The organism is Parabacteroides sp. FAFU027, assembly GCF_022808675.1.
GTDB lineage: Bacteria > Bacteroidota > Bacteroidia > Bacteroidales > UBA7332 > CAXXIC01.
On record NZ_JAKZKV010000006.1, the window covers coordinates 1 to 23928 of the forward strand.

Genomic DNA, 23928 nt, shown 5'->3' on the forward strand with positions numbered 1-23928 from the left:
ATTTGTCTCCATCAAATTTGGTGACAATGCGATTGAATTTACTTCGATTCAGAAACGAAACCAGTTGAGCAAAAACGTATTTGTCTTGATACATATGCAATCAGATTAATCTGATGCAAAACTAAAAATTCAAGTCCGTTCGCTCGCGAAATGCTTATAACCAACTAAATTTCAAATACTTCAAAGACCATTTTTAGATTTTAATGGGACAGTAATGTAAAACAATATATCAAATATGAAGAAGCAAATCAAAATCGCAATCGGAATCGTCGCCATTATCGGCATTGCGGTTCTGGCCTTTTCGCTCAAAGGAAAAAAGGAAGAAAAAATGGAGCTCAGCACTCAAAAGGCCACGCTGGGTAATATTGTCAATACGGTTACGGCTACCGGTACTATCGAACCCATCAAGACGGTCGATGTCGGTACGCAGGTATCAGGAACCATCAGCAAGATATTGGTAGATTATAATTCAGTGGTAAAGAAAGGCCAACTTCTTGCCATGATAGATAAGACTGTCCTGCAATCGAGCCTCAATTCAAGCAAGGCAGCATTCGAAGCCGCTAAGAATGAATTGACCTACCAAACAAACAATTACAACCGTATCAAGAAGCTTTATGCAACACAGTCGGTGAGCTCGACTGACCTTGAGACAGCTCAGTATCAGTACATCAATGCTAAAACCTCTTACAGCAAAGCCAAAGAGGACATCATTAAGGCGCAGACCAATCTCAACTATGCGATGATTTATTCGCCTATTGACGGAGTGGTTATTTCGCGTTCTGTCAATGAAGGTCAAACGGTAGCGGCAAGCTTCAGCACACCGACACTCTTTTCCATCGCACAGGATTTGAAAAAGATGCAGGTAGTGGCCAAAGTGGACGAGGCAGACATAGGCCAGGTGAAAGAAGGCCAATCGGTAAGCTTTACCGTGGATGCTTATCCCGATGATGTATTTACAGGAAATGTAACGCAGGTGCGCCTCGAAGCAACCACCACATCAAACGTGGTTACTTATCAGGTCGTAATCAATGCGCCAAATCCCGACCTGAAACTAAAACCGGGTCTGACAGCCAATGTAAGTATCAATACATTGCAACATAATAATGTATTGATTGTACCCTCCAAGGCATTGCACTTTACACCAGATGCGAAGACTTTAAGCCAGTTTGGGGCTAAGGGTGCAAAGGTTTCAGCCGACAAAACAATTAAAATAGTGTGGGTAAAAACCGATGCCGGCATCAAACCGGTTAATGTAACGATGGGTGAAAACGATGGCGTAAATACCGAAATCATCAACGGTCTTAAAAACGGTGACCAGGTTGTCCTTGACACCAAAGCGGCTTCCGTAGGTAATCCGGAAGATAACAAGGCTTCTACTGATGGCCAAAGTCCATTCATGCCGAAAAGACCGGGTAGCGATAGTAAGAAGAAGTAATTTGAAAATGCTTAACGCAAATCAATTATGGACATTATCAAAATAGAAAACATGAAAAAGGACTTCATCATGGGCAGTGAAACTGTTCACGCCCTGCGGGGAGTCTCTTTCTCGATAAGTTCAGGCGAATTCGTCACCATTATGGGAACAAGTGGTTCGGGCAAGTCCACATTGCTGAATATGCTGGGATGTCTGGATACGCCTACCTCGGGTGAATATTTCCTGGATGGGCACTCCGTGCGCAAGATGGATAAGAATCAACGCGCAATCCTTCGTAACCGCAAAATCGGGTTTGTCTTCCAGTCCTATAATCTTTTAGCCAAAACAACGGCGCTGGAGAATGTAGAATTACCCTTGATTTACAATCCGGATGTATCTGCCAAAGAACGAAAAGAGAAAGCTGCAGAGGCACTTGACGCGGTGGGATTGACAGACCGGATGGGGCACAAACCCAACCAAATGTCTGGAGGACAACAACAACGGGTAGCCATTGCACGTGCTTTGGTCAATGAGCCGGTGATTATCCTCGCCGACGAAGCCACGGGAAACCTCGATAGCCGCACTTCATACGAAATCCTGGCATTGTTCCAGTCCCTTCACCGGAAAGGACGTACCATCATCTTCGTGACGCACAATCCCGAGCTTGCAGCCTTCAGTAGCCGCAACATTGTACTGCGTGATGGTCGCATCATCGAAGATAAGCGCAATAACTCCATCGCTTCGGCTAAAGAGGTGCTGGATAAAATGAAAGTGGAAGAAGAGTAATAATTAGCAGATTAGCAAATTTGAGAATTTGAAAATGAAGATGAATGGTTATCGAAAGTTTCTCTATGAGCGAAACTTTCGAGTGGTCTTTCGAGCCTTTCGCTCATAGAGAAAGGCTCGATAACAAACATTTAAAACAGCTTACTTATCAAGTGTATCTTATTTGCTATAAATGTTGAACCCTTTCAGGGGCACATTTGCTAATCTGCTAATTTACAAATCTGTTAATTCAAAATAATTATGAATCTGACAAACCTAATCAAAATAGCGCTCCGGGCCCTGAACAACAATAAGTTCAGGGGATTCCTCACCATGCTGGGGATAATCATCGGGGTGGCATCCGTTATTACGATGCTGGCCATCGGGCAAGGCTCCAAACAAAGCATTCAGGACCAAATCTCCAAGATGGGTTCAAACATGATGATGATTGACCCCGGTAAAGGAATGTTTGGTGGAGTGCGTTCCAGTGCAAGCAGTATGCAGACACTCAAGTTGGCAGACTACGAAAGTATCGCCAAAAACTGCAAATCCATCTCGAAATTAACTCCTGTAGTCAACAGTAGCGGACAGGTAATTTACGGAACCAATAACGCGCCGACCTCCATCACGGGGGTGAATGCGCAATACCTCGACATCCGCAAATACAGCGTTGAGAACGGGGATATGTTTACCGACCGCGATGTGAAAGTGGCAGCCAAGGTCTGTGTGGTGGGAAAGACCGTGGTGGAAAACCTGTTTACAAACGGGGAGAACCCTTTGGGAAAGATAATCCGTTTTGGGAAAATACCCTTTAAGATTGTCGGTGTTTTGGCCGAAAAAGGCAATAACCAGATGGGACAAGACCAGGATGATATCATCCTTGCGCCTTATACCACGGTTCAGAAACGTATTCTGGCGATCACTTACCTGAACAGTATCGTGGCATCGGCAGTAACTGAAGATGCAACGGATAATGCAAAAGACGAGGTTAGTGTCATCCTGCGTGAAAACCACAAACTGAAAGCCAGTGACGAAGATGATTTCAACATCCGTTCCCAGAAAGAGCTGTTGACCATGATGAGCTCAACCTCCGACCTGATGACTGTGCTTTTGGCAGCCATTGCCGCCATTTCGCTTCTGGTAGGAGGTATCGGTATCATGAATATCATGTATGTTTCCGTTACGGAGCGCACCCGCGAAATTGGTCTTCGCATGTCCATCGGTGCAAGGGGAATAGATATTCTGCTGCAATTTCTGATAGAGGCCGTGCTGATTAGCGTCACAGGTGGATTGATTGGCGTATTGCTCGGCATTGGTAGTTCGCTGGTGGTGAAGTTTATCGCGGGTTGGCCGATATTTATTCAACCTTATACCGTCTTTCTATCATTCATTGTTTGTACCGCTACCGGCGTCTTCTTTGGTTGGTATCCTGCGCGGAAAGCATCGGCGCTTGACCCGATTGATGCGTTGCGTTACGAGTAAGAATTATATCTATATTTGGAGAATACAATCTGTAACCGGATAAATACGTAGGACGATGATAGAGAAAAAAGCAAAAATGCAGGTGTTGATTCACCTTCTGGCATGGATAATCTTTTTCGGATTTCCACTGCTCTTTATGGTAGAAAGCGGAGAGCGTGAATATGTCCGCTATTGGATTTACATTGTCAATACAGCTATTTACATCGCGGTTTTTTACCTCAATTATAACTGGCTGATTCAACGCTATCTCTTTACCAAGCAGATTAACCGTTTTATCTGGATAAATGTGCTGATGATTGCGCTTCTGAGCGTCATGTTCTTTTACCTGAAAGAGTTTGAGATACATCGCTTCATGCCGCAGCAACCTCCTTTACAGCTCAAAATATTGTTCTATTTCCGGGACATCAGTTTTATCCTGTTGATGGTGGGGCTGAGCGTCGCTGTGAAAATGACAGGCAACTGGTACCGTATCGAAGCCATTCACAAAGAGGCGGAAAGGGCTCAATATGAAGCCGAGCTCAAGAACCTCAAAAGCCAGCTTAACCCGCATTTCCTGTTCAATACGCTCAATAATATCTATTCGCTGGTGATTGTCCGACCTGAGAAGGCTCAGGAAGCGATTCACCGACTGAGTAATCTGTTGCGCTATGCATTGTATGAAAACAACGCGAACTTTGTCCCGCTCGATAAAGAGCTTAAATTTATCGAAAGCTATATCGAACTGATGAGCCTTCGCCTGTCGAGAAATGTGCAGCTTTCCACTGAAATCAAAGGTGGTAATCCTGTAGACCAGATTGCACCGATGCTCTTTATCTCTGTCATTGAAAATGCATTTAAGCATGGCGTGAGTCCGACAGAGCCCTCTTTTATTCATATCGATATTGAGGCAAAAACCGGTCAGGAGCTGGTCTGTACGGTGGAGAACAGTTATTTCCCAAAGACAGAAACGGATCGTAGCGGCTCAGGCATCGGTCATGAGAATTTACTCAAACGTCTCGATTTGCTTTATCCCGGTAAATATCAACTGACGGCTGAAAACCGCGGAGCTACTTATTTCGTTGAATTGGTAATTGCGTTTTGATGTGAATGTGAAATATGAGGATATTCAAAAGTCACAAACCTAAGAGGTTTTTAAAACCTGTTAGGTTTTATTCTAAGCCTTACATGCAGGAGTAATGAGGATATGTGATTTTTGAAGATCTTCCAACAAATAAATAGAATTATGACCCTCAATTGCCTCATTGTAGATGACGAACCTCTTGCACTCGATTTGTTGGAGAATTATGTCAATAAAACGCCTTTCCTGAATCTGGAAGGACGGTGCGAGAATGCTTTTCAGGCGATGGAGCGCATTCAGCAGAATGATATTGACCTGCTTTTTCTGGATATACAAATGCCGGATTTGAATGGAATAGAATTTTCCAAAACCCTGGGAGAACGTCCCAAGGTAATCTTTACAACAGCATTCGAACAATATGCCGTGGAAGGTTTTCGGGTAGATGCGCTCGATTACCTGTTGAAACCGATTAGTTATCCGGAGTTTCTTCAGGCGGCCAACAAGGCTAAACGGTGGTATGAACTCTCTTCCAAGCCGGCTGCTCCGGCAGAACCGGCAAATACCATTTTCATAAAGAGTGACTACAAACTGATTCAGATTGACCTGAACAAGATATTGTACATTGAAGGCGTGAAGGATTATATCCGTATTTTTCTGGAAGATGAGGCGAAACCCATCATGTCGCTGATGAGCATGAAATCCATGGAGGAAAAATTACCGGCTGACCGCTTCATGCGGGTGCATCGCTCATTCATCGTCCAGTTGGATAAAATCAAAACCATCGAACGTAACCGCATTGTTTTCGGTAAAGAATATATTCCCATCTCTGACTCCTACAAGGATAAGTTTATGGAGTTTCTCAATCAGCGGTTCTTTTCGTGAACCCAAGTCTTTTTACAGAAAAGGTAAAAGGCATATCTGCAATATCCGTTTTCTCTATTCTTATTAGCATTGCCAGGCATCAAATCTGTTGTCTCCGTATAAAGACCGACGCAAAGGCTCAAAGCCCCTCTGCATCGGTTTTTGCTTATTGTTGCCCTGCATTTCATTGCTTCTCCCGAATCCTTATATTTTTTATTAACTATTTAGACGGGTTCTATTTTGCATTATATAACAGCATTAGGTTTTGTATTATCAATACATAAGCCTACTTTTATACTACTGTATTGGTAGTGTAAAAACCTAAATAGCCAAAACCCATGAAAAAACTGATTGCTTTAACGATTGTATTGTTTGCACTCACTACTATTACATTGAGTGCCCAGGAAAATTATGAAATGGCATTTGGCCAAAGTTCTATGAAAATCCTCGGAACGTCAACTTTGCATGATTGGCACATGGATGTAACTAAGTTTAGCGGAAAAGCTAAAATTGCGTCTGTGAAAGAGTCTGTTATTCAGGCTACAAGTGCTATGCTAAGTGTCCATGTCCAGGATATAAAGAGTGAACACAAAGCAATGGATAAGATTGCTTATGATGCATTAAAATATAAAACGAGTCCGGATATTAACTTCGTTCTGCATACTATTAAGAAAAGCATTGATAATGCCGGTTCGTTTAAAGGAACAGCTTCAGGATTGCTGGCTATAGCCGGAGTAAAGAAAGAAGTCTCATTTCCTGTAGATGGTCAATATCTGGCAGATGGCTCAGTAAAACTTGTCGGTAAAGCTGCTTTAAGAATGACCGAATTCGGAATCAAACCTCCAACCGCTGTTTTAGGTACCATTAAAACCGGTGATAATATTCAAATTGAATTCTCTCTCTTATTCAAGAAACTATAATTCTCATTGTTAACCCTAAATTTTATGTTTATGAAAAAGTTAGTTTTATGTGTGAGCGCCGCTTGCATGTTGAGTGGCGTTGTGGTTGGACAATCCCGTGCTACAGACAAAGATGGACTGAATGTGTTCGAAGTGCCAAAAACAGAACCAGCTCCTTTTGATGGGCTTAAAGTGAAAATCGGTGGTGCATTTACCCAATCCTGGCAATCGCTGAAAGATGAGAATACCGCTACGCCTGTTTTTAAATGGGATGGAGCGGCATATGAGTATAATACTGGAGCCAATTACAATAAAACGACTGTTATCAATGGGGTAACATACAATACAATGGTAAATGGCGCAAAATATGCCAATTTGAATCAATTGGTTCCCATCAAACCCGGATTTAATACAGCGAATGCAAACTTGTATTTTGATGTGGCTCTGGCAGAGGGTGTAAATCTTAATATGACCTTGTATCTATCTTCCCGTCACCATAATGAGTGTTGGGTAAAGGGGGGGTACATCCAGTTTGACAAAGTACCTTTCATTAAGTCTCAGTTGCTGGATGACATTATGAAGTTTACGACAGTAAAAGTGGGTCACATGGAAATTAACTACGGTGATGCTCATTTCCGTCGCTCAGACAATGGTTGCTCCATTTACAATCCTTTCGTGGAAAACTATATCATGGATGAATTTGCCACTGAAATCGGAGCTGAAGTTGATTTACAGCACAAAGGTTTTATCGGTGTCCTCGGCGTTACGAATGGTGAAATTAAAGGGGATATTGGCGGACTTTCTCTTACGCCAGCTACAGCCAGTGCAAATCCCTATCCTTCAGAAGGAAACCGTCACCCGTCTATTTTAGGTAAATTGGGTTATGACAAACAACTGACAGATAAGTTTCGCGTACGTGCATCTGTGTCAGGTTACTACAATTCAGGAGCAATGTCAAGTACATTGTTTGGAGGGGACCGTGGAGGTTCGCACTATTTTGGAGTGATTGAAAATGCATTATCGACAGGAGCTGCTTTCTCTGGCCGTTTTAATCCCCAGTTTAGTGATAAAATTCAAACGGCAATGGGTAACCTGCTCTTGAAATACAAATTGATGGATGGGCTAAGCCTGGAATCCTTTACAACTCTCGAGTCAGCAAAAGGTAGATCGCAGAAAGAAACTTTAGGAGACCGTACTGCCAGCCAGTTTGCCGAAGATTTCGTTCTCCGACTTGGTAAGAATGAGAACTTCTGGGTGGGTGGAAGATACAATACCGTAACCTCAGGTATGTCTGCTCAGACTTCAACTTCAGCAAACACCTGGACTGCATTGCCTGATATTACAATAGACCGCATTGCTATTAGTGGAGGTTGGTATATGACTAAGAATATTATGGCAAAAGTAGAGTATGTAAATCAGAAATATAAAGGATTTACAAATGGAATTTATGATGCAACAACTCCTACGAAGGTTATTGTTCCTGCGGATATTCGCAACGGTGCAAAATTCAACGGCGTTGTTTTTGAAGCTGTGGTCGGATTCTAATAGTTTATAATAAAGGGAAAGAGGTGTATTTCATATACTTAACATCATTCTTTTTGAAAAAGAGGAATTAGTGAGTATTTTCGAACTGCATCTCTTTCTTGTTGTATATCAGATGGATTAACCTTGTTGTTATGATCTTGTTTCGCAGACATATTATTCTACAAATACTAATGTTGTTGGCTATGATTCAATCCGGTCCATGTTTTGCCCGGAATGTAAGGAATGCTAATAATCTTGCTGTTTCGTTGCAATCAATGGCGATTACCGGTCATACCAATATCAATAGCTTCTGGTTGAAATATGCTGATCATGAAAGCGCAATAAAGGGCACTTCGGATGAAAACCTGTCAGATGGAAATGTCCGGGCGTTGTCTTTTAATATTCCTTTCCGGGGATTTGTCTTTAGCAACAGTCTGATGCGGAATGATTTTCTCAAGATGGTCAAAGCCAGTGTCTATCCGGATATTCCGGTTCAAATCAAAGGGTTGAAAGATTTCTCAGAATTGAAAGACGATTCACAGGAGTTGGTTGAGGCAAATATTACTTTGGCAGGAGTAACCCGCCTGATTAGCCTGACTTGTAAGGTGAAAAAAACAGATCAAAACACATTTCAAATCAGAGGCAGTAAATCCCTGGCTCTCTCTGATTTCAACATTATTGCCCCCTCTAAATTTTTTGGCATGGTGAAGGTAAATGATGAGATATCCATTTCCTTCGATCTTAAACTGAGTGCCGGAAACTAATATTCTACAACAACTCCAGAAGTTCTTTCCAACTATTTAGCTTTTCCTCAAACGGTTTGGTATTCGTCGGGCTGGTCGATGGCATGGTCATGCAATGAAAATGACGCAACGACTTCAGATGTTTATGGAAGAGCTTTTCCGCAGGTTGCCCGTTGAAGACGATGGCTTGGATGGAGGGATTTTCCTGTAATAGTTTAGCAATCGCATTAGGTTCTTCGTAACGGATCGCACTGTCCAGACTTCCCGGTCTCACACAGGTGTGACACACATCCCACAGCGCGATGCTCATGTTGCGAATCAGTTGTTTCTTCTCTTCGTAAACGATAGGACACGCTACTCCTTTTAATGTCGCGAGTATTTTCCAGAAAGCATTTCGCGGATGGGCATAATACTCTTGTGCATCAAGTGATGCTACGCCCGGCATCGTCCCGAGGATTAAGACCTTCGGCACTTCGGCAATTATTGGAGGAAAACTATAAACAAACTCATCCATATTGCAAATGTAAGGGATTTACCCTGATAAATATTCTGAGGACGAATACGTCCGTATTTGAGTGCTTTAGATTCCCGACTAAAGAGCATTTAGATTGCAATCTAAAACACCTTTAGACGGGAATCTAAAGATAACAGATGAGGAAATGATAGGACAACTCCATTGTATTTCCCGGTAATTTAGGAAAAATCTATTCAACAGGAAAGATTAATACAGCCTCAATTAGCCTTAATGCAGTTTCCCGTACAGCTTTTCCCAAATCCAAAGCCCTGATTTTCCCCAAAGAATCGTTAACTTTGCGGGCTTATTATTGAAAAGCGTTATCGGCTAACACGTTAATCCTCTAATTATTAAATAAAGATGGAATACAATTTCAGAGAAATCGAGCAGAAGTGGCAGAAGTATTGGGTGGACCAAAAGACTTACAAAGTCACCGAAGATGCGACCAAACCTAAATATTATGTACTCGATATGTTCCCTTATCCGTCAGGAGCGGGCCTTCACGTAGGTCACCCGCTGGGATACATTGCGTCGGACATTTTCTCCCGCTACAAACGTCTGCAAGGATATAACGTGCTTCACCCGATGGGCTACGATGCTTACGGTCTGCCCGCTGAGCAATACGCCATCCAGACCGGTCAGCACCCGGCAATCACTACACAGAAAAATATTGAACGCTACCGCGAGCAGTTAGATAAAATCGGTTTCTGTTACGACTGGAGCCGTGAGGTCCGCACCTGCGAACCTGAATATTACAAATGGACTCAGTGGGCATTTATCCAAATGTTCAACAGTTTCTATTGCAACAATGTACAAAAAGCCTGTCCGATTGAGGATTTAGTAAAACACTTTACTCAACAAGGTTCGGCCAATCTGCAAGTCGCACAAGGCGAAGAACTCCACTTCACGGCTGACGAATGGAATGCCATGTCGGAGAAAGAGCAGCAGGATATCCTGATGAACTACCGCATTGCTTACAAAGCCGATACGATGGTAAACTGGTGTCCGGCATTGGGAACCGTTTTGGCGAACGATGAAGTAAGTGAAGGAGTTTCTGTACGAGGAGGCCACCCGGTAGAGCAGAAAGTAATGAGCCAGTGGTGCTTGCGCGTATCGGCTTACGCTGAGCGTTTGTTGAAAAGCCTGGATAACCTCGATTGGAGCGATTCATTGAAAGAGACTCAGAAAAACTGGATTGGCCGTTCGGAAGGGGCTGAAATGAAGTTCCAGATCAAAGGACAGGATCTGGAGTTTGAGATCTTTACCACCCGTGCTGATACTGTTTTCGGTGTAACCTTTATGGTTTTAGCACCCGAAAGTGACTATGTGACGAAAGTAACCACTCCTGAGCAACAACACGAAGTAAACATCTATCTTGATGCCGTGAAACGCCGTACAGAACGCGAACGGATCGCTGACCGTCGTGTATCGGGTGTATTTACCGGCTCGTACGCCATCAACCCATTGAGCGGAACTGAAATTCCAATCTACATCAGCGATTACGTGTTGGCGGGTTACGGAACAGGCGCTATCATGGCGGTTCCTGCACACGATAGCCGGGACTACGCATTTGCAAAACATTTCAACCTGCCGATTATCCCATTGATTGAAGGTTGCGACGTAAGCGAAGAGAGCTTCGATGCCAAAGAAGGTATCATGATGAACTCGGGCTTCCTCAACGGCCTGACCGTGAAAGAGGCAATCGCTAAAACCAAAGCTTATATCGGTGAAAAAGGCTTGGGTAAAGTAAAAGTAAACTTCCGTCTGCGTGACGCGATCTTTAGCCGTCAGCGCTACTGGGGTGAGCCGTTCCCGGTTTACTACAAAGAGGGTATTCCTTATATGCTCGATGAGAGCAAACTACCGTTGCAATTGCCAGAAATCGACAAATACTTGCCTACCGAAAAAGGAGAACCACCACTCGGTCGTGCTAAAGACTGGCAAACCGAAGAGGGTTATCCATTAGAACTAAACACCATGCCTGGTTTCGCCGGTTCATCAGCGTACTACCTGCGCTACATGGATCCGCACAACGAAGAGGCGTTGGTTTCAAAGAAAAATAACAACTACTGGAAAAATGTGGACCTCTATATCGGAGGTACGGAGCACGCTACCGGCCACCTGATCTATAGCCGTTTCTGGAACAAATTCTTATTTGACCTTGGTATCGTTTGCGAAGATGAACCGTTCAAAAAGCTGGTTAACCAGGGGATGATCCAGGGACGTTCTAACTTTGTGTATCGTATCAAAGACTCGAACACATTCGTTTCTTACAATCTGAAAGACCGTTACGACGTAACTCCGATCCACGTGGATGTGAATATCGTTTCAAACGATGTTCTCGACCTCGAAGCCTTCAAAGCCTGGATGCCTGACTACGCAACAGCTGAATTCATCCTTGAGGAAGGCAAATACGTTTGCGGATGGGCGGTTGAGAAGATGTCGAAATCGATGTTCAACGTGGTAAATCCGGACGTAATCGTAGAGAAGTACGGTGCGGATACATTACGTTTCTACGAAATGTTCCTCGGCCCGTTGGAGCAATCTAAACCGTGGGATACCAACGGTATCGATGGGGTACACCGCTTCCTCAAAAAACTGTGGAATCTCTTTTTCACCGGTGAAGAGGTAAGTGTCGTTGAGGCAGAACCAACCAAAGAAGAGTTGAAAGCGCTGCACAAACTGATTAAGAAAGTGAGCGGCGATATCGAAACCTTCTCGTTTAATACTTCGGTAAGTGCCTTTATGATTTGTGTCAATGAACTGACCTCCCTCAAATGCAATAAGAAAGCTATCCTGAAAGAACTGGTGGTATTGTTGGCACCCTTTGCACCGCACATTGCCGAAGAGCTTTGGAGTGCAATCGGACAAAGCGGTTCTGTTTGTGATGCACAATGGCCGGGTTACAACGAGGATTACCTTAAAGAAGATTCGGTGGTTTATGCCATTACCTTCAACGGTAAGCCGCGCTTTAATCTCGAATTCCCTGCCGGTACTCCGAAAGAGGAGGTAGAGAAAGCAGCATTGGCACACGAGAACTCCGCAAAATACATGGAAGGCAAAACACCGAAAAAGGTAATTGTGGTTCCTAATAAGCTGGTGAATATCGTAATCTAAGCATTCATTTCTTTCCCACTATATTGCCGGAAAAGGAAGTTCTACCCTGAACTTCTCTTTCCGGCATTTTTATTGCCCTAATTTGGACTATTTTTCTACTTGCTCAATCGCTTTATTCTGTAATTTCACGCCAAACATCGGAAGTTATGAGAAAGAAGCTGAATCAGGTCTATCTGTTTGTGAAGGACTACATTACCATCTTGATTGGTCTTTCGCTTTATGCACTGGGTTGGACCGGTTTTTTGCTCCCGAATGAGATTACGACGGGAGGAGTGACCGGTATCGGAGCGTTGGTTTTTTATGCTACCGGGACGGTTCCGATCGCTGTTACTTATGCAGCGATCAATGGAGTACTCCTGGTCCTGTCCATAAAATTTCTGGGATTGAAGTTCAGTATCCGTACGATCTTCGGAGTTGCATCACTGACATTTCTGCTTACCGTTTTTCAGGCATTCATCAAGAAGGGATTGGTGGAAGAGCCTTTTATGGCCACGGTGATCGGGGCGATTCTTTGCGGGGCTGGTGTTGGCGTTGTGTTTACAGCGAATGGTAGTACCGGCGGAACCGATATTATTGCAGCATTAATCAACAAATACCGTAACGTGACCATCGGGCGGGCCGTTCTGTATAGTGACGTTTCTATTATATTATCTTCCTACCTGATATTCCATAGCGTTGAGAAGATTGTCTATGGCCTGACGGTAATGGCCATTTCCTCTTATGTGATCGATCTCGTAATCAACAGTGACAGACAATCGGTGCAGATCCTGATCATTTCCAGGAAATATGAAGAAATAGCCGACCGGATAAATCAGATTCCCCGGGGGGTAACAGTTTTGGATGGTTCAGGTTGGTATTCCAAGCAACCGATTAAGGTTCTGATGATTCTGGCAAAACATTATGAATCGGTCACGATCTTCCGTTTGGTAAAAGAGATTGATCCGAACGCTTTTATTTCCCAAAGTAACGTGACAGGAGTATATGGGAATGGATTTGACCAGTTAAAGGGGTAAAAAGAAACTCCGGGAAAGAGTCCTATCTGGCGCCTTTCCCGGAGTTTCTTTTTGGATCTTATTTAGCGGGAGCTGTCTTTAATCCGTTTTTTACATTGGCAAAAATCTCATTGATCCTCAAAACGGTGTGATTGATGATCTTATCAGAGGCATTTTTTACGAATAGGGATTTGTATTGTTTTTTCAGCAAAACCATCTCTCCGGGATAAAACTGGCAATCATAGTTGTTATTTTTTACCTTTTTCTGATATTCATCGGTGTCGATATATTTAATATCCATGATCTTGGTAATACACTGGTTGTCTTTGATTTCAAAGCCCAGGTAATAATTCATCATGATGGCAAAAGAGGTAAAATCACTACGCTCCATCTCCATGTGGTCAGTCAGAGGTGCATAGAGCGATGCCACTTTCATACTGTCAGCCAAAGCAAACTGTTCTTCCTTAAAATCCAGGTTTATAAGCATGGGTTTGAGTCTTTCAACAATCTGGTCTTTAGTCAGATTACATTTTACCGTATCAGAAACCATGATTTTCCCGTTCATCATTCTGAACAGTCTCTTTTGCGCGTGAATCTCATTCAGAGAAATTGTGATTCCAAGAAGAATCAGTAGAAATAAAAGAGTGTGCTTTTTCATATGTCAGTGTTTATTTTTGTTTTGGCTACATATGGAACTCGCATACAATATCATAGGCTTAGGTGAACGTTAGTGCATGCTCGTTTCATCAGAAATATAAGGTTTTAGAAAGAGTTTTAGTTGGCAAAAATAGTAGGAAATACGAAGAATTACTTCAATAGGGCGACTTTTAAAGATAATAATATCAATAAAACACCGAATAGCCGGTTTACCCATATCTCATACCGGAAGTAGAATTCCTTGATACGTCGGTAATTGAAAAAGAGCGAGACGAGTGCAAACCAACCCATAGCCGTCAGCACCATCACCATCGTCAGAGTCAGAATGACTGAAGCTGGTGTGTCGGGTGAAATCACAAAGGAAAAAAGCCCCAGAATAAATAGCGTGGCCTTGGGATTGAGAAGATTAGTCAGGAAGCCTGTTTTAATGGCCTGGAAAGGAACCATTACGTTTCGTTCCGCAGCTTCAGACAGATCAACTTTAGCCGTTTTGCTCAGCAGGGCGCTGATCCCCATATAAGCCAGATAGGCCGCTCCCAGGTATTTTATCAGGTTGAATAGGATCTCCGAACGGGAAATCAATAACGCTATACCCACCGCACAATAAGAGATATGTACCAGAATACCTAAACCGACACCAATCCCGGTGGAAATCCCGGCTTTGGCGGAATGATTCAGCGAATTGCGCACCACGACGACGAAATCAGGCCCGGGACTCATCGCCCCCAGCAGATTGATCATAGCTACGGTATAGATTAAGGATAAATAGCTCATACGGCGAAATAAACAAAAGGCGGGAATACAGACGTATCCCCGCGCAATTTACTTATACATTTTCTTCTCCGGCAAATTCCATCAGATAAGCCTTGATAAACTCATCAATATCACCATCCATCACAGCATTCACGTTGGAGGTCTGGTAATCGGTACGGTGGTCTTTCACACGGCGGTCGTCAAAGACGTAACTGCGGATCTGAGAGCCCCACTCGATTTTCTTCTTGCCGGCTTCCACTTTAGCGCTTGCGGCACGGCGTTTTTCGAGCTCAAGTTCGTAGAGTTGCGATTTTAGCAAACGGATTGCATTGTCCTTATTGCCAAATTGCGAACGGCTTTCCGTATTCTCAATCACAATCTCATCAGGCTGTTCGGTCACCGGGTTGATGAACTTATAGTGCAGACGTACTCCGGTTTCCACCTTATTTACGTTCTGTCCACCCGCTCCCGAGGAACGGAAAGTATCCCAGGATAACATGCCCGGATTGATTTCAATCTCGATAGTGTCGTCCACCAAAGGTACCACATATACCGAAGTAAATGAGGTCATACGTTTTCCTTGTGCATTAAACGGAGAAACGCGTACCAGGCGGTGAACCCCGTTTTCGCTCTTCAGGTAACCATAAGCCATCGGTCCATCCACCTGGAGTGTAACGGTCTTGATTCCGGCCTCATCGCCATCCTGCCAGTTGGTGATTTCGGTTTTGTAGCCTTTGCTGTCACACCAGCGCTGGTACATGCGGTAAAGCATCGAAGCCCAGTCCTGGCTTTCGGTACCACCGGCACCGGCTACAATTTTCAATACCGCTCCGAGGTGGTCTTCTTCGTTCCGGAGCATATTCTTCAGCTCCAGGTCTTCGATCAGTTTAATGGCATGTGCATAAGCCTGATCCACCTCTTCCTCGGTAACAATCTCTTCTTTGAGAAAGTCATAGGCGAGTTGCAATTCGTCTGCGGCGGTTTTTACCTCTTTATAGCCTTCCACCCAGGCCTTCAGCTCGCGGATTTTTCTCATCTGGGCTTCTGCCGTTTTGGCATCTTCCCAGAAGTTGGGTGCATGAGTTCTTAATTCTTCTTCTTCAATCTGGATTATCTTCGAATCGATGTCAAAGGTACCCCCTCAGCGCGGTCTCGCGCTCCAATACTTCACGTAATTGGTCTGTAGTAATCATTATTAATCGGGTTTTATTTGTTTGTCAAAATATAATTCTCAATTCTGATACATCCGCTCAATCTCGGAATGATACCGTTGCATGATGTAGGCCCGGCGGAGCTTGAGTGTATTGGTCAGTTCGCCGCCTTCCAGGGTAAACGGATAAGGCAGTAAGGTAAAATGCTTGACCTGCTCGAATTTGGCAAAGTTCTTCTGCATCTCATTGATGCGCTCCTGTATCAGCTGATGAATGGAGTTGTTTTTCAGCAAATCTTCCATGTTATGGAACTGAATCTGTTTGGCTGCGGCATATTCTTTCAGCGCTTCATAAGCCGGAATCACTAATGCCGTAATGTACTTGCGCTGGTCGCCGATTACAGCAATCTGGTCGATATACTTGTCTTCTCCGATAACGGTTTCCAGAGCCTGTGGGGCAACGTATTTCCCATTCGAGGTCTTGATCAGGTCTTTGATGCGTTCGGTCATGGTCAGTACGCCGTGTTGACCAATGTTACCGGCATCTCCGGTTCTGAACCAGCCATCCGGGGAAAGCACTTTGGCAGTCTCTTCCGGTTTCTTATAGTATCCGCTCATCACGGTTTTCCCTTTGACCAGGATCTCGTTGTTTTCGCCCAGTTTCACTTCCACCCCCGGCATCTCCACTCCCACGGAGCCTATGATATACCCCTTTTTGTTGAAGCAGGACACGGTTGCTGTGGTTTCTGTCAGTCCATATCCGTAAAGGATATCGATGCCACAGGCGTGGAAAAACTCGTTTATATTATCAGACAGGAAAGCTCCGGCTACCGGGAAGTAGTTTCCGTTTTCTATGCCGATGGCTTTCTTTAGTTTGGTAAATACCAGCTTGTCAAGCAGCAGATAGGGCAGCTCAATCCAGAGAGGAGCATGCTTCTCAACGCGGGCATACTTCAGGTTGCGGGAATAGCCGAACTTCAAGGCTGTTTTCATCAATATGCGCGAAAAAAAAGGCGCTTCAGCCATTTTCTCCTGAATCCCGGCATAAGCCTTCTCCCAAAAGCGGGGAACGCTGCACATCAGCGTAGGACGCACCTCCTTCAGGGTCTTTTGAATTTCGTTCGGCCTTAAATTAATCTCTATACGAATCCCTTTACACAGGCAGAAATAGGACCACGCTTTTTCAAATACATGCGTCAACGGAAGGAAACAGACGGAGACATCCTGATCAGTTGTTCCCTGAAGACGGAGGTCATGAATGCGCATCGCCTCCTGAAAACTGGAATGACGCAGCATCACACCTTTGGGCACTCCGGTCGTACCAGAAGTATAGATCAGGGTAGCCAGATCTTCTTCCTTTGCGGAGGCGATACGTTCGGCGATCAGTTCCTCGTTATTGGCCAGTTCGCCCAGATGAAGAAACTCATGGAAGAATAGGGAGGTTGAATCATCGGGATGCGGTTTGACCAGTGGATCAAAGATGATCAGTTGTTTCAGATATGGATTTTTCCCAACGAGGGACCAGGCTTTGTCATATTGCTCCTGCTCCCCGACCAGGATAATCCGGGCCTCAGTTTCAGTTATGATGTAGTTGATCTGTTCGACCGAACTGGTCGCGTACAGAGGCACCGAAACCGCCCGGTTTTGATAAAGGGCAAATTCGGAAATAAAGATTTCCGGTTTGTTTTGGGAGAAAATGGCAACATTATCCTGCACGCCAACTTCCAGGCGGGCAAATGCCTTAGCGGCCCTGGCCGTTTTGGTAGCAAACTTCTTCCAGGAAACAGGAATCCACACGCTGGTCTTTTCGTCTTTATGGCGAAAGGCGGCTTTGTTTCCGTATAGTTCTGACTGGCGTTGGATTAACGATGAGAAATGGCAAATAGTCATGTCCACTAGTTTAAAAACGGGTGCAAAGTTACTGAATAATAATCATTTTGATATCACACCCTTTCGAATTCATGGAAATGAGAAAAGAGCGAGCTGAAACACGGTTTAATGCACAACCATAATCTTTGTGACAACACCGTCAATACCGCTGCTTGTCTCAGCATACACCAGGTAAACACCAGTCGCTACACGTTCACCGGAGCGGTTTCTTCCGTTCCAGGTAATCTGACCACCTTCTGAAATACCTTCGAAAACGGAATTCCCGTTAATATCCGTAATTCTGACGGTAGATTTATATTTCAATCCGGTGATGGTAATCAGGCCTTCGTATTCAGGTTTAACCGGATTGGGGAAAGCATATACATCCGAGTATTTTGTACTGGCAGTAGTCGCATCGCTACGATAGGAGATCAGCCCTTTGTCTGTACCGAAGAAAACTTCTCCGGTTGTTGGGTGAATGGCAATCGACAAAATCTTATCGGATAAAAGCGGACTATTGGCAGCCGTAAAGTGATGGATGGTTTGCAGTCCGTTTTCACTCACCAGATATACACCGTTTGAGGCAGTTCCAATCCACTTTCGGTTGCCACCGTCAACAGCGATAGCTGTTACCGAGACACCGTCAAGCAGGTAGTCTGCCAGGTCGGTACCGTCATTTCTCGGGATTTTAATCCTTGACGCGGTGAAGTCGCTATTGAATATCTTAGCAGGGGAGTTTAATACAATAGGACCAATATCTGTTCCGATCCAGATGGCACCTTTTTTATCTTCAGCAATACAACCAAAACTACCCGGCGTAAAGGTTTTTAATTCAGAATTGTCGTAATAATTAAATGATTCGTAATAGATGCTTTGGTCATCGTTCGTATTTGAAATTGTCGTTTTAGGGTCGAAAACAAATACCCGGGTGCCGGAGCGTACGTTCAGTGCCCAAAAATATCCACGTTTATCACGGAACAAAGTCTGTACATTCGATTTATTAGCTATATCCGGATAGAATAGATTTACCCATGTTCCCTCTTTAGTCAGCACTTTTACTACATTCGTAATTCCTGAATTTGTTACAAATAGATTCCCATTAGCATCATAGCTTAATCCTCCGATTCTTATGTAGTGGGGATTGTCTGGGAAAATAGATTCCATGTTGCTATTGGCGTTACTAAGTAGCTTTAAGAATTTTCCATCCTTAAATTCATAAACACCTTCTCCCCATGAAGAGACAAGATAGTGATTCTCAAGATTTGGATCTTCAACAACATCCATAAAGTCCCGGGCTCCATACTGTACATCAATATTATCAGTATTGAAATAAGACCACTGGTTGTCTTTAAAGATCATGAATATCCCTTTGGTATTGTATCTGTCAGCCCAGGCTCCACCGCCCACAACTAATAATTTATCACCGCTGAAATACATTTTATAAGGGCTGTTTGCAAGCGGACCACCTGGTTTAATCCCATTAGTCTCAATGATGTAATTATCTGATTGTTTGACTATCTGATTGATACCGTTATTGTAAGAGGCAATCCATGCATTTTGTGATGCTTCTAAAGATGAGACATCATATACATTGGTGGCATTAACGACCTTAAACTGATCAAAGCTTTCAAAAAATACGATCTGAGATGGCCCGTATCCAATCAGTTTGCTATTAACCGGAATAATATTTGTAAGATATTCTGTTGCTATAGTCAATGTAAAAGCTCCATTTACTAGTTTGTAAATACCTTCAGTTGGTTTTAAAGCGATAAGATATCCCTGAAAGATCTCGAATTTTTTGAAGTCCTTCGAAGATATTAATGTCCAGTTATTTATGTCTGATAGATTTGAATTTGCACTCGCCTTGTAAACGCCATCTGTACTTGCAATATAGATTTGACTATCAGATATTGCTGTGGACAGTACCTTTTTGTTGAAGGTATACGATTCCTTGACTTCATTCTTCATAAGGTCGATGACTGATACTCCATAGCCGCATGAAATATAAGCCTTTGAACCAATAAATTTTATTTCGTTTACGGTCTTGTCTGTTGCCAGATTTTTCTTGTAGATATCCGGAATATTGATGATATCGCCATTGTCTTTTAAGATATCAATGTTTGCATTGTCATAAACGATTAACAGCAGTTTATTGGATACGCTGTAACTTATGAGGGAAACTTTCGTGTCATTTAATCCGCTGAGTTTATCATAGCGTTCGATGCCATTATCTGTCTTGTCATAAGCAAATAAAGCGCCATCTGAGACTCCATAGACCTTCTCAGGTGTTTCTTCCACTTGTGTTACATAAGAGTAAGCCAAATGAGTTCTCCATTTTCCGACAGCAATCTGAGCAAAGAGACCGAAAGTAGAAAGGATAAAGAGAGTAATAAGAATGAGCTTCTTCATTTTCTGAAAAGATTTAAGTCCTTTATCTGGAAAGAAATTCGATTAGTTTCTGTACAGCTCTTCCACGGTGGCTGATGCTGTTTTTCTCGTTGGAAGAGAGCTCGGCAAAGGTGCAGTCATATCCTTCGGGACGGAAAATGGGGTCGTAGCCGAAACCTCCGTTTCCGAAAGCCGTTTCGGTAATGTCGCCTGTAACAATGCCTTCAAACAGATGCTCCTGTCCATCCAGAATAAGAGCTATTACCGTTCTGAACCGGGCCTGACGCTCTGATTCTCCATTCAGTTCGGTCAGCACTTTGCGCATATTGTCCTGAGCATCCTTTTGCTCTCCGGCATAGCGTGCCGAAATCACTCCGGGAGCGTTGTTTAACGCTTTTATCTCCAATCCGGTGTCATCGGCAAAGCAGTTGTAACCGTATTTCTCTTTGACAAAACGGGCTTTCAGCAAGGCATTTCCTTCCAGTGTATCAGCAGTCTCCGGGATATCTTCGAAGCAGTTGATGTCGTTGAGGCTCAGGATTTCTACTTTTCCTTCGAGGATGGACGAAACTTCTTCCAGTTTATGTTGATTATTGGTTGCAAAAACGATTTTACTCATCTATAACGGAATTGTGCATGGAAAATTTAATACAATCAGGCAAAAATAGTATTTTTTCGGCCAAACGATTGCGGCAAATCCCTTTCTTGCAAACTATTAACAATATCAATTCCCGACTACAACCGGGATTTTCAATCTTACGGGCGCTTTGTCTCTCTTGTAGTATTCGATAAAGAGGATGTAAATGCCCGGTTTCACCAATTGGTGACTGGTGTCAGTAGCGTCCCAGTCTAATATCCCTTCACTTCCCAGAATGGTGTTGGAGGCAATTGCATTAATAAGTCGTCCGGAACGGTCATAAATGCGAATATTGGCTGTAAAACCCTCTTCATCCAGTTTGTAATTGATGCGTAACACATCCTCCTTGCCGTTATTGTCCGGAGTGACCGTTTCGCTTTCGAGCCAGAAGCCTTTCTTTTCCGAATCGGAAGCCAGGTATTGCTGTGAATTTTGATAACCGGGGGTGCCGTATCCGGAAGTAGAAGAGGCCGATTGCCAGTTGGTCACATCGTTTGTGGGTTTGTTCGGATGAATCCGTTCCAAAGCGACACCTTCCGGGTCTTTTATGAACGGATGGTGCATTTTCTCCGAATAAGAAAATCCATCAATAACCGTTCCGGCGGCATTTACCAGTTGGACATTCCCTGCATCATCCGGAAAGGAGGGCATGGTGGCCAATTCATCGAAAAGAGCCGTTGCCTTGCATTCGTAGAATGAGCAAACTGCACTCTTGTCCGTGGTCAGCACGATGTATTCGTTGGGAAAAAACGGCATGATATTAGTCGCTAACCGGATGCCGGCCTGAAGTGTACCGTCTGATTTCCGGGAAGTGATTTGAAGCTTCGACAAGTCAATGATTCGATTGCTCCGATTGTATATTTCCACATAATCAGCGCCTGAAGGTTTGGGATTGAAGAGAATTTCATTGATGATAACATCGCCAATCTCAAGGGAGTCGGGAATGGCTAAGCGGATGCTTCTGTTTCCCGTCAATTTATTCCCTGAGATGCAGGTAATGGAAGACGCTAACTCAAAAGAGAGGATGTCTCCGTGTTTGATTGAGTCAGATAAGGTCAACGTTGCGGACGATGGTACGGGCGATGATAAGTCAATCTTTTGGATAGCATTATTGCCGGTAACGATTGTGTAATTCGATGGGTTGGTCACACTTTCGCGATTCATCGCTTTGGAGAATTGGACAAGCACTGTGTTTGGACTTGACAATGAGTTCAGAGTGATGACCGGCGCTTCGGTGTCCGGATTGTCGGCTGCGATGCTGTTCCTTGTACCCGGAGTTCCTCCTTTCAGGCTTTGTGACGCCCGCCAGTTGTTAGGCGAACCGCTCAGGTTGCGCGTGTCGATACATTCGAGTGAAAAACCTCCATTCGCCCGGAAATCGTCCCTGTACCACTGGTCTGAGTAGTCGGCAAATGAGGTGACGACACCTTGTGGAGATTCCAGGGAAAGGAGTTTGCCCGTGTTGGCTAAAATGGGAAACGAGGTGACGCCGAGCTTATTTGTTGTCGCAGGAAACAGAGAAACCTTCGTGGTGGAGCAGAGTATCACGCCTGAATCGGGCGGTAAGGCATAAGCGGCCAGCGTATATTTCTTATCCCCGTAACAGAAGCGCCAACCTTGAATATTGATTGTTTCGGTACTGTTATTGTGTAATTCGACATACTCAACATTTGGAAGACCGATTTCACCGGATGGATTAGCCATGATTTCGGAGATGATAACTTCTCCGGATTTAGCGTTGTTTGTTTGCGCAAAGCTGACAAAATGTAAGCAAAGCAGGAGGGTAATAACAATATTTCTCATCGTTGTGTGGATATTATCGTTGAAAAAGTCGTATTTTTGTAGCCAATTTGCGGAGAATCCGAGAGTTAACTCCGCTAATCGAAGCTAAATTTAAGGTATTTTCAAATAAGGAGCAAGAAGTAACCATTAAATATTCACGATTTAAAATGAAGCGGACAAGTCGGGGCGTTCGATAACGGAGAATGTTCATGTGTGCAAGCTTCATCTGTCGTAAAAACAAACATAATTTATTAACAATGAAAGTAGCTATTGTAGGCGCAAGCGGTGCGGTTGGACAAGAGTTCCTTCGCGTACTTGAAGAGAGAAATTTCCCTATGGATGAGTTGGTATTGTTCGGTTCTGCACGTAGCGCAGGTACCAAGTACACTTTCCGTGGTAAGGAAATCGAGGTAAAACTTCTTCAGCACAATGATGACTTCAAGGGTATTGATATTGCCTTTACATCTGCCGGCGCCGGCACTTCAAAAGAATTTGAAAAGACAATCACTAAATACGGAGCTGTAATGATTGACAACTCCAGTGCCTTCCGCATGGACACCGATGTACCTTTGGTAGTGCCTGAAGTAAACGGCGAAGACGGTAAAGTCCGGCCTCGTGGCGTGATTGCCAACCCTAACTGTACAACCATCCAGATGGTGGTGGCATTGAAAGCAATCGAGCAACTTTCTCACATCAAAACCGTTCACGTATCTACTTACCAGGCGGCTTCAGGTGCAGGTGCTGCTGCGATGGACGAGTTGGTGGAGCAATACTCCCAGCTGGTTCGCAAAGAAGAACCGACTGTTGATAAATTTGCTTACCAGTTGGCTTACAACGTGATCCCTCAGGTGGATGTTTTCACTGAAAACGGCTACACCAAAGAGGAGATGAAGATGTACAACGAGACCCGTAAAATCATGCACTCCGACATCAAGGTAAGCGCAACCTGCGTACGTGTACCGGTGATGCGTGCTCACTCTGAGTCTATCTGGATTGAGACAGAGCGTCCGGTTTCTGTAGAAGAGGCCCGCGAAGCTTTCTCAAAAGCTGACGGTGTTGTATTGATGGACGATACTGCAAATAAAGTTTATCCGATGCCGTTGTTCCTGGCCGGTGAAGACCCCGTTTACGTAGGCCGTATCCGCAAAGACCTGACCAACGAAAACGGATTGAGCTTCTGGGCAGTGAGCGACCAGATCAAAAAAGGAGCTGCATTGAATGCCGTTCAGATTGCAGAATACCTGATCAAAGAAAACGCGCTATAATTATTATCCGAATTATACTGAAAAGGGCAAGCCGACGTGATGTTGGTTTGCCCTTTGTT

General features: G+C 43.9%; 20 protein-coding genes. 11 read left to right on the top strand and 9 right to left on the bottom strand.

Annotated features, from left to right (window positions below):
- A partial coding sequence (locus MLE17_RS10340) for a DUF4372 domain-containing protein (protein WP_243348999.1) occupies positions 1–94 on the bottom strand: 94 nt, incomplete at its 3' end.
- Positions 95–235: 141 nt separating this feature from the next.
- On the opposite strand from MLE17_RS10340, the gene MLE17_RS10345 reads away from it, so the two are divergent.
- From MLE17_RS10345 to MLE17_RS10380, 8 genes are all read left to right on the top strand, one after another.
- A complete protein-coding gene (locus MLE17_RS10345) occupies positions 236–1435 on the top strand; it encodes an efflux RND transporter periplasmic adaptor subunit (protein ID WP_243348722.1) in 1200 nt (399 codons plus the stop codon).
- Positions 1436–1462: 27 nt separating this feature from the next.
- Positions 1463–2200 (top strand): ABC transporter ATP-binding protein, encoded by a 738-nt coding sequence (locus MLE17_RS10350; RefSeq protein WP_243348723.1) that lies wholly within the window; start codon positions 1463–1465, stop codon positions 2198–2200.
- Positions 2201–2440: 240 nt separating this feature from the next.
- Positions 2441–3661 (top strand): ABC transporter permease, encoded by a 1221-nt coding sequence (locus MLE17_RS10355; protein WP_243348724.1) that lies wholly within the window; start codon positions 2441–2443, stop codon positions 3659–3661.
- Between the two features lie 55 nt (positions 3662–3716).
- Positions 3717–4742 (top strand): sensor histidine kinase, encoded by a 1026-nt coding sequence (locus MLE17_RS10360; protein WP_243348725.1) that lies wholly within the window; start codon positions 3717–3719, stop codon positions 4740–4742.
- Positions 4743–4883: 141 nt separating this feature from the next.
- Positions 4884–5600, top strand: coding sequence for a LytR/AlgR family response regulator transcription factor (locus MLE17_RS10365; RefSeq protein ID WP_243348726.1), 717 nt, complete (start codon positions 4884–4886; stop codon positions 5598–5600).
- Between the two features lie 317 nt (positions 5601–5917).
- Positions 5918–6499 carry a YceI family protein gene (locus MLE17_RS10370; RefSeq protein ID WP_243348727.1) on the top strand — a complete coding sequence of 194 codons (582 nt, stop codon included), beginning with the start codon at positions 5918–5920 and terminating at the stop codon, positions 6497–6499.
- Positions 6500–6529: 30 nt separating this feature from the next.
- Positions 6530–8023 (top strand): hypothetical protein, encoded by a 1494-nt coding sequence (locus MLE17_RS10375; protein ID WP_243348728.1) that lies wholly within the window; start codon positions 6530–6532, stop codon positions 8021–8023.
- A 182-nt stretch (positions 8024–8205) separates the two neighbouring features.
- Positions 8206–8766, top strand: coding sequence for a YceI family protein (locus MLE17_RS10380; protein ID WP_243348729.1), 561 nt, complete (start codon positions 8206–8208; stop codon positions 8764–8766).
- A 4-nt stretch (positions 8767–8770) separates the two neighbouring features.
- On the opposite strand, the gene MLE17_RS10385 is transcribed toward MLE17_RS10380, so the two are convergent.
- Positions 8771–9259, bottom strand: coding sequence for a DNA-deoxyinosine glycosylase (locus tag MLE17_RS10385; protein ID WP_243348730.1), 489 nt, complete (start codon positions 9257–9259; stop codon positions 8771–8773).
- Positions 9260–9619: 360 nt separating this feature from the next.
- On the opposite strand from MLE17_RS10385, the gene leuS reads away from it, so the two are divergent.
- Complete coding sequence (gene leuS / locus MLE17_RS10390; protein ID WP_243348731.1) at positions 9620–12376, top strand: leucine--tRNA ligase; 2757 nt, start codon at positions 9620–9622, stop codon at positions 12374–12376.
- Positions 12377–12522: 146 nt separating this feature from the next.
- The gene (locus MLE17_RS10395) at positions 12523–13389 is read left to right on the top strand and encodes a YitT family protein (protein ID WP_243348732.1); all 867 of its coding nucleotides are present in this window, start codon (positions 12523–12525) and stop codon (positions 13387–13389) included.
- Between the two features lie 58 nt (positions 13390–13447).
- Here the strand turns inward: MLE17_RS10395 and MLE17_RS10400 are convergent, their stop codons facing one another.
- The 7 genes from MLE17_RS10400 to MLE17_RS10430 form a co-directional block, all read right to left on the bottom strand.
- Positions 13448–14026 carry a hypothetical protein gene (locus MLE17_RS10400; RefSeq protein WP_243348733.1) on the bottom strand — a complete coding sequence of 193 codons (579 nt, stop codon included), beginning with the start codon at positions 14024–14026 and terminating at the stop codon, positions 13448–13450.
- A 149-nt stretch (positions 14027–14175) separates the two neighbouring features.
- Positions 14176–14799, bottom strand: a complete 624-nt coding sequence (locus MLE17_RS10405) for a LysE family transporter (protein WP_243348734.1) — start codon at positions 14797–14799, stop codon at positions 14176–14178.
- Between the two features lie 52 nt (positions 14800–14851).
- Positions 14852–15971, bottom strand: a protein-coding gene (prfB, locus tag MLE17_RS10410; protein WP_243348735.1) for a peptide chain release factor 2 whose coding sequence is annotated in 2 segments (ribosomal slippage) — positions 14852–15907 and positions 15909–15971 — 1119 coding nt in all. Because the reading frame shifts where the segments join, the coding sequence is not laid out codon by codon here.
- 38 nt (positions 15972–16009) lie between these two features.
- Entirely contained in the window at positions 16010–17818 is a 1809-nt protein-coding gene (locus MLE17_RS10415) for an AMP-dependent synthetase/ligase (RefSeq protein ID WP_243348736.1), read from the bottom strand.
- 105 nt (positions 17819–17923) lie between these two features.
- Positions 17924–20206, bottom strand: coding sequence for a two-component regulator propeller domain-containing protein (locus tag MLE17_RS10420; protein ID WP_243348737.1), 2283 nt, complete (start codon positions 20204–20206; stop codon positions 17924–17926).
- Positions 20207–20228: 22 nt separating this feature from the next.
- Positions 20229–20804 (bottom strand): non-canonical purine NTP diphosphatase, encoded by a 576-nt coding sequence (locus MLE17_RS10425; protein WP_243348738.1) that lies wholly within the window; start codon positions 20802–20804, stop codon positions 20229–20231.
- A gap of 105 nt (positions 20805–20909) precedes the next feature.
- Positions 20910–22625 (bottom strand): lamin tail domain-containing protein, encoded by a 1716-nt coding sequence (locus tag MLE17_RS10430; protein WP_243348739.1) that lies wholly within the window; start codon positions 22623–22625, stop codon positions 20910–20912.
- Positions 22626–22861: 236 nt separating this feature from the next.
- Here MLE17_RS10430 and MLE17_RS10435 point away from each other — a divergent pair, with 236 nt between their 5' ends.
- The gene (locus MLE17_RS10435; RefSeq protein WP_243348740.1) at positions 22862–23869 is read left to right on the top strand and encodes an aspartate-semialdehyde dehydrogenase; all 1008 of its coding nucleotides are present in this window, start codon (positions 22862–22864) and stop codon (positions 23867–23869) included.
- Positions 23870–23928: the final 59 nt, after the last annotated feature.

What these genes read in the sequence shown, in the direction of transcription:
- MLE17_RS10345 (WP_243348722.1), top strand. Translation starts at nt 236, where the DNA reads ATGAAGAAGCAAATCAAAATCGCAATCGGAATCGTCGCCATTATCGGC.
- MLE17_RS10350 (WP_243348723.1), top strand. Translation starts at nt 1,463, where the DNA reads ATGGACATTATCAAAATAGAAAACATGAAAAAGGACTTCATCATGGGC.
- MLE17_RS10355 (WP_243348724.1), top strand. Translation starts at nt 2,441, where the DNA reads ATGAATCTGACAAACCTAATCAAAATAGCGCTCCGGGCCCTGAACAAC.
- MLE17_RS10360 (WP_243348725.1), top strand. Translation starts at nt 3,717, where the DNA reads ATGATAGAGAAAAAAGCAAAAATGCAGGTGTTGATTCACCTTCTGGCA.
- MLE17_RS10365 (WP_243348726.1), top strand. Translation starts at nt 4,884, where the DNA reads ATGACCCTCAATTGCCTCATTGTAGATGACGAACCTCTTGCACTCGAT.
- MLE17_RS10370 (WP_243348727.1), top strand. Translation starts at nt 5,918, where the DNA reads ATGAAAAAACTGATTGCTTTAACGATTGTATTGTTTGCACTCACTACT.
- MLE17_RS10375 (WP_243348728.1), top strand. Translation starts at nt 6,530, where the DNA reads ATGAAAAAGTTAGTTTTATGTGTGAGCGCCGCTTGCATGTTGAGTGGC.
- MLE17_RS10380 (WP_243348729.1), top strand. Translation starts at nt 8,206, where the DNA reads ATGATTCAATCCGGTCCATGTTTTGCCCGGAATGTAAGGAATGCTAAT.
- MLE17_RS10385 (WP_243348730.1), bottom strand. Translation starts at nt 9,259, where the DNA reads ATGGATGAGTTTGTTTATAGTTTTCCTCCAATAATTGCCGAAGTGCCG.
- leuS (WP_243348731.1), top strand. Translation starts at nt 9,620, where the DNA reads ATGGAATACAATTTCAGAGAAATCGAGCAGAAGTGGCAGAAGTATTGG.
- MLE17_RS10395 (WP_243348732.1), top strand. Translation starts at nt 12,523, where the DNA reads ATGAGAAAGAAGCTGAATCAGGTCTATCTGTTTGTGAAGGACTACATT.
- MLE17_RS10400 (WP_243348733.1), bottom strand. Translation starts at nt 14,026, where the DNA reads ATGAAAAAGCACACTCTTTTATTTCTACTGATTCTTCTTGGAATCACA.
- MLE17_RS10405 (WP_243348734.1), bottom strand. Translation starts at nt 14,799, where the DNA reads ATGAGCTATTTATCCTTAATCTATACCGTAGCTATGATCAATCTGCTG.
- MLE17_RS10415 (WP_243348736.1), bottom strand. Translation starts at nt 17,818, where the DNA reads ATGACTATTTGCCATTTCTCATCGTTAATCCAACGCCAGTCAGAACTA.
- MLE17_RS10420 (WP_243348737.1), bottom strand. Translation starts at nt 20,206, where the DNA reads ATGAAGAAGCTCATTCTTATTACTCTCTTTATCCTTTCTACTTTCGGT.
- MLE17_RS10425 (WP_243348738.1), bottom strand. Translation starts at nt 20,804, where the DNA reads ATGAGTAAAATCGTTTTTGCAACCAATAATCAACATAAACTGGAAGAA.
- MLE17_RS10430 (WP_243348739.1), bottom strand. Translation starts at nt 22,625, where the DNA reads ATGAGAAATATTGTTATTACCCTCCTGCTTTGCTTACATTTTGTCAGC.
- MLE17_RS10435 (WP_243348740.1), top strand. Translation starts at nt 22,862, where the DNA reads ATGAAAGTAGCTATTGTAGGCGCAAGCGGTGCGGTTGGACAAGAGTTC.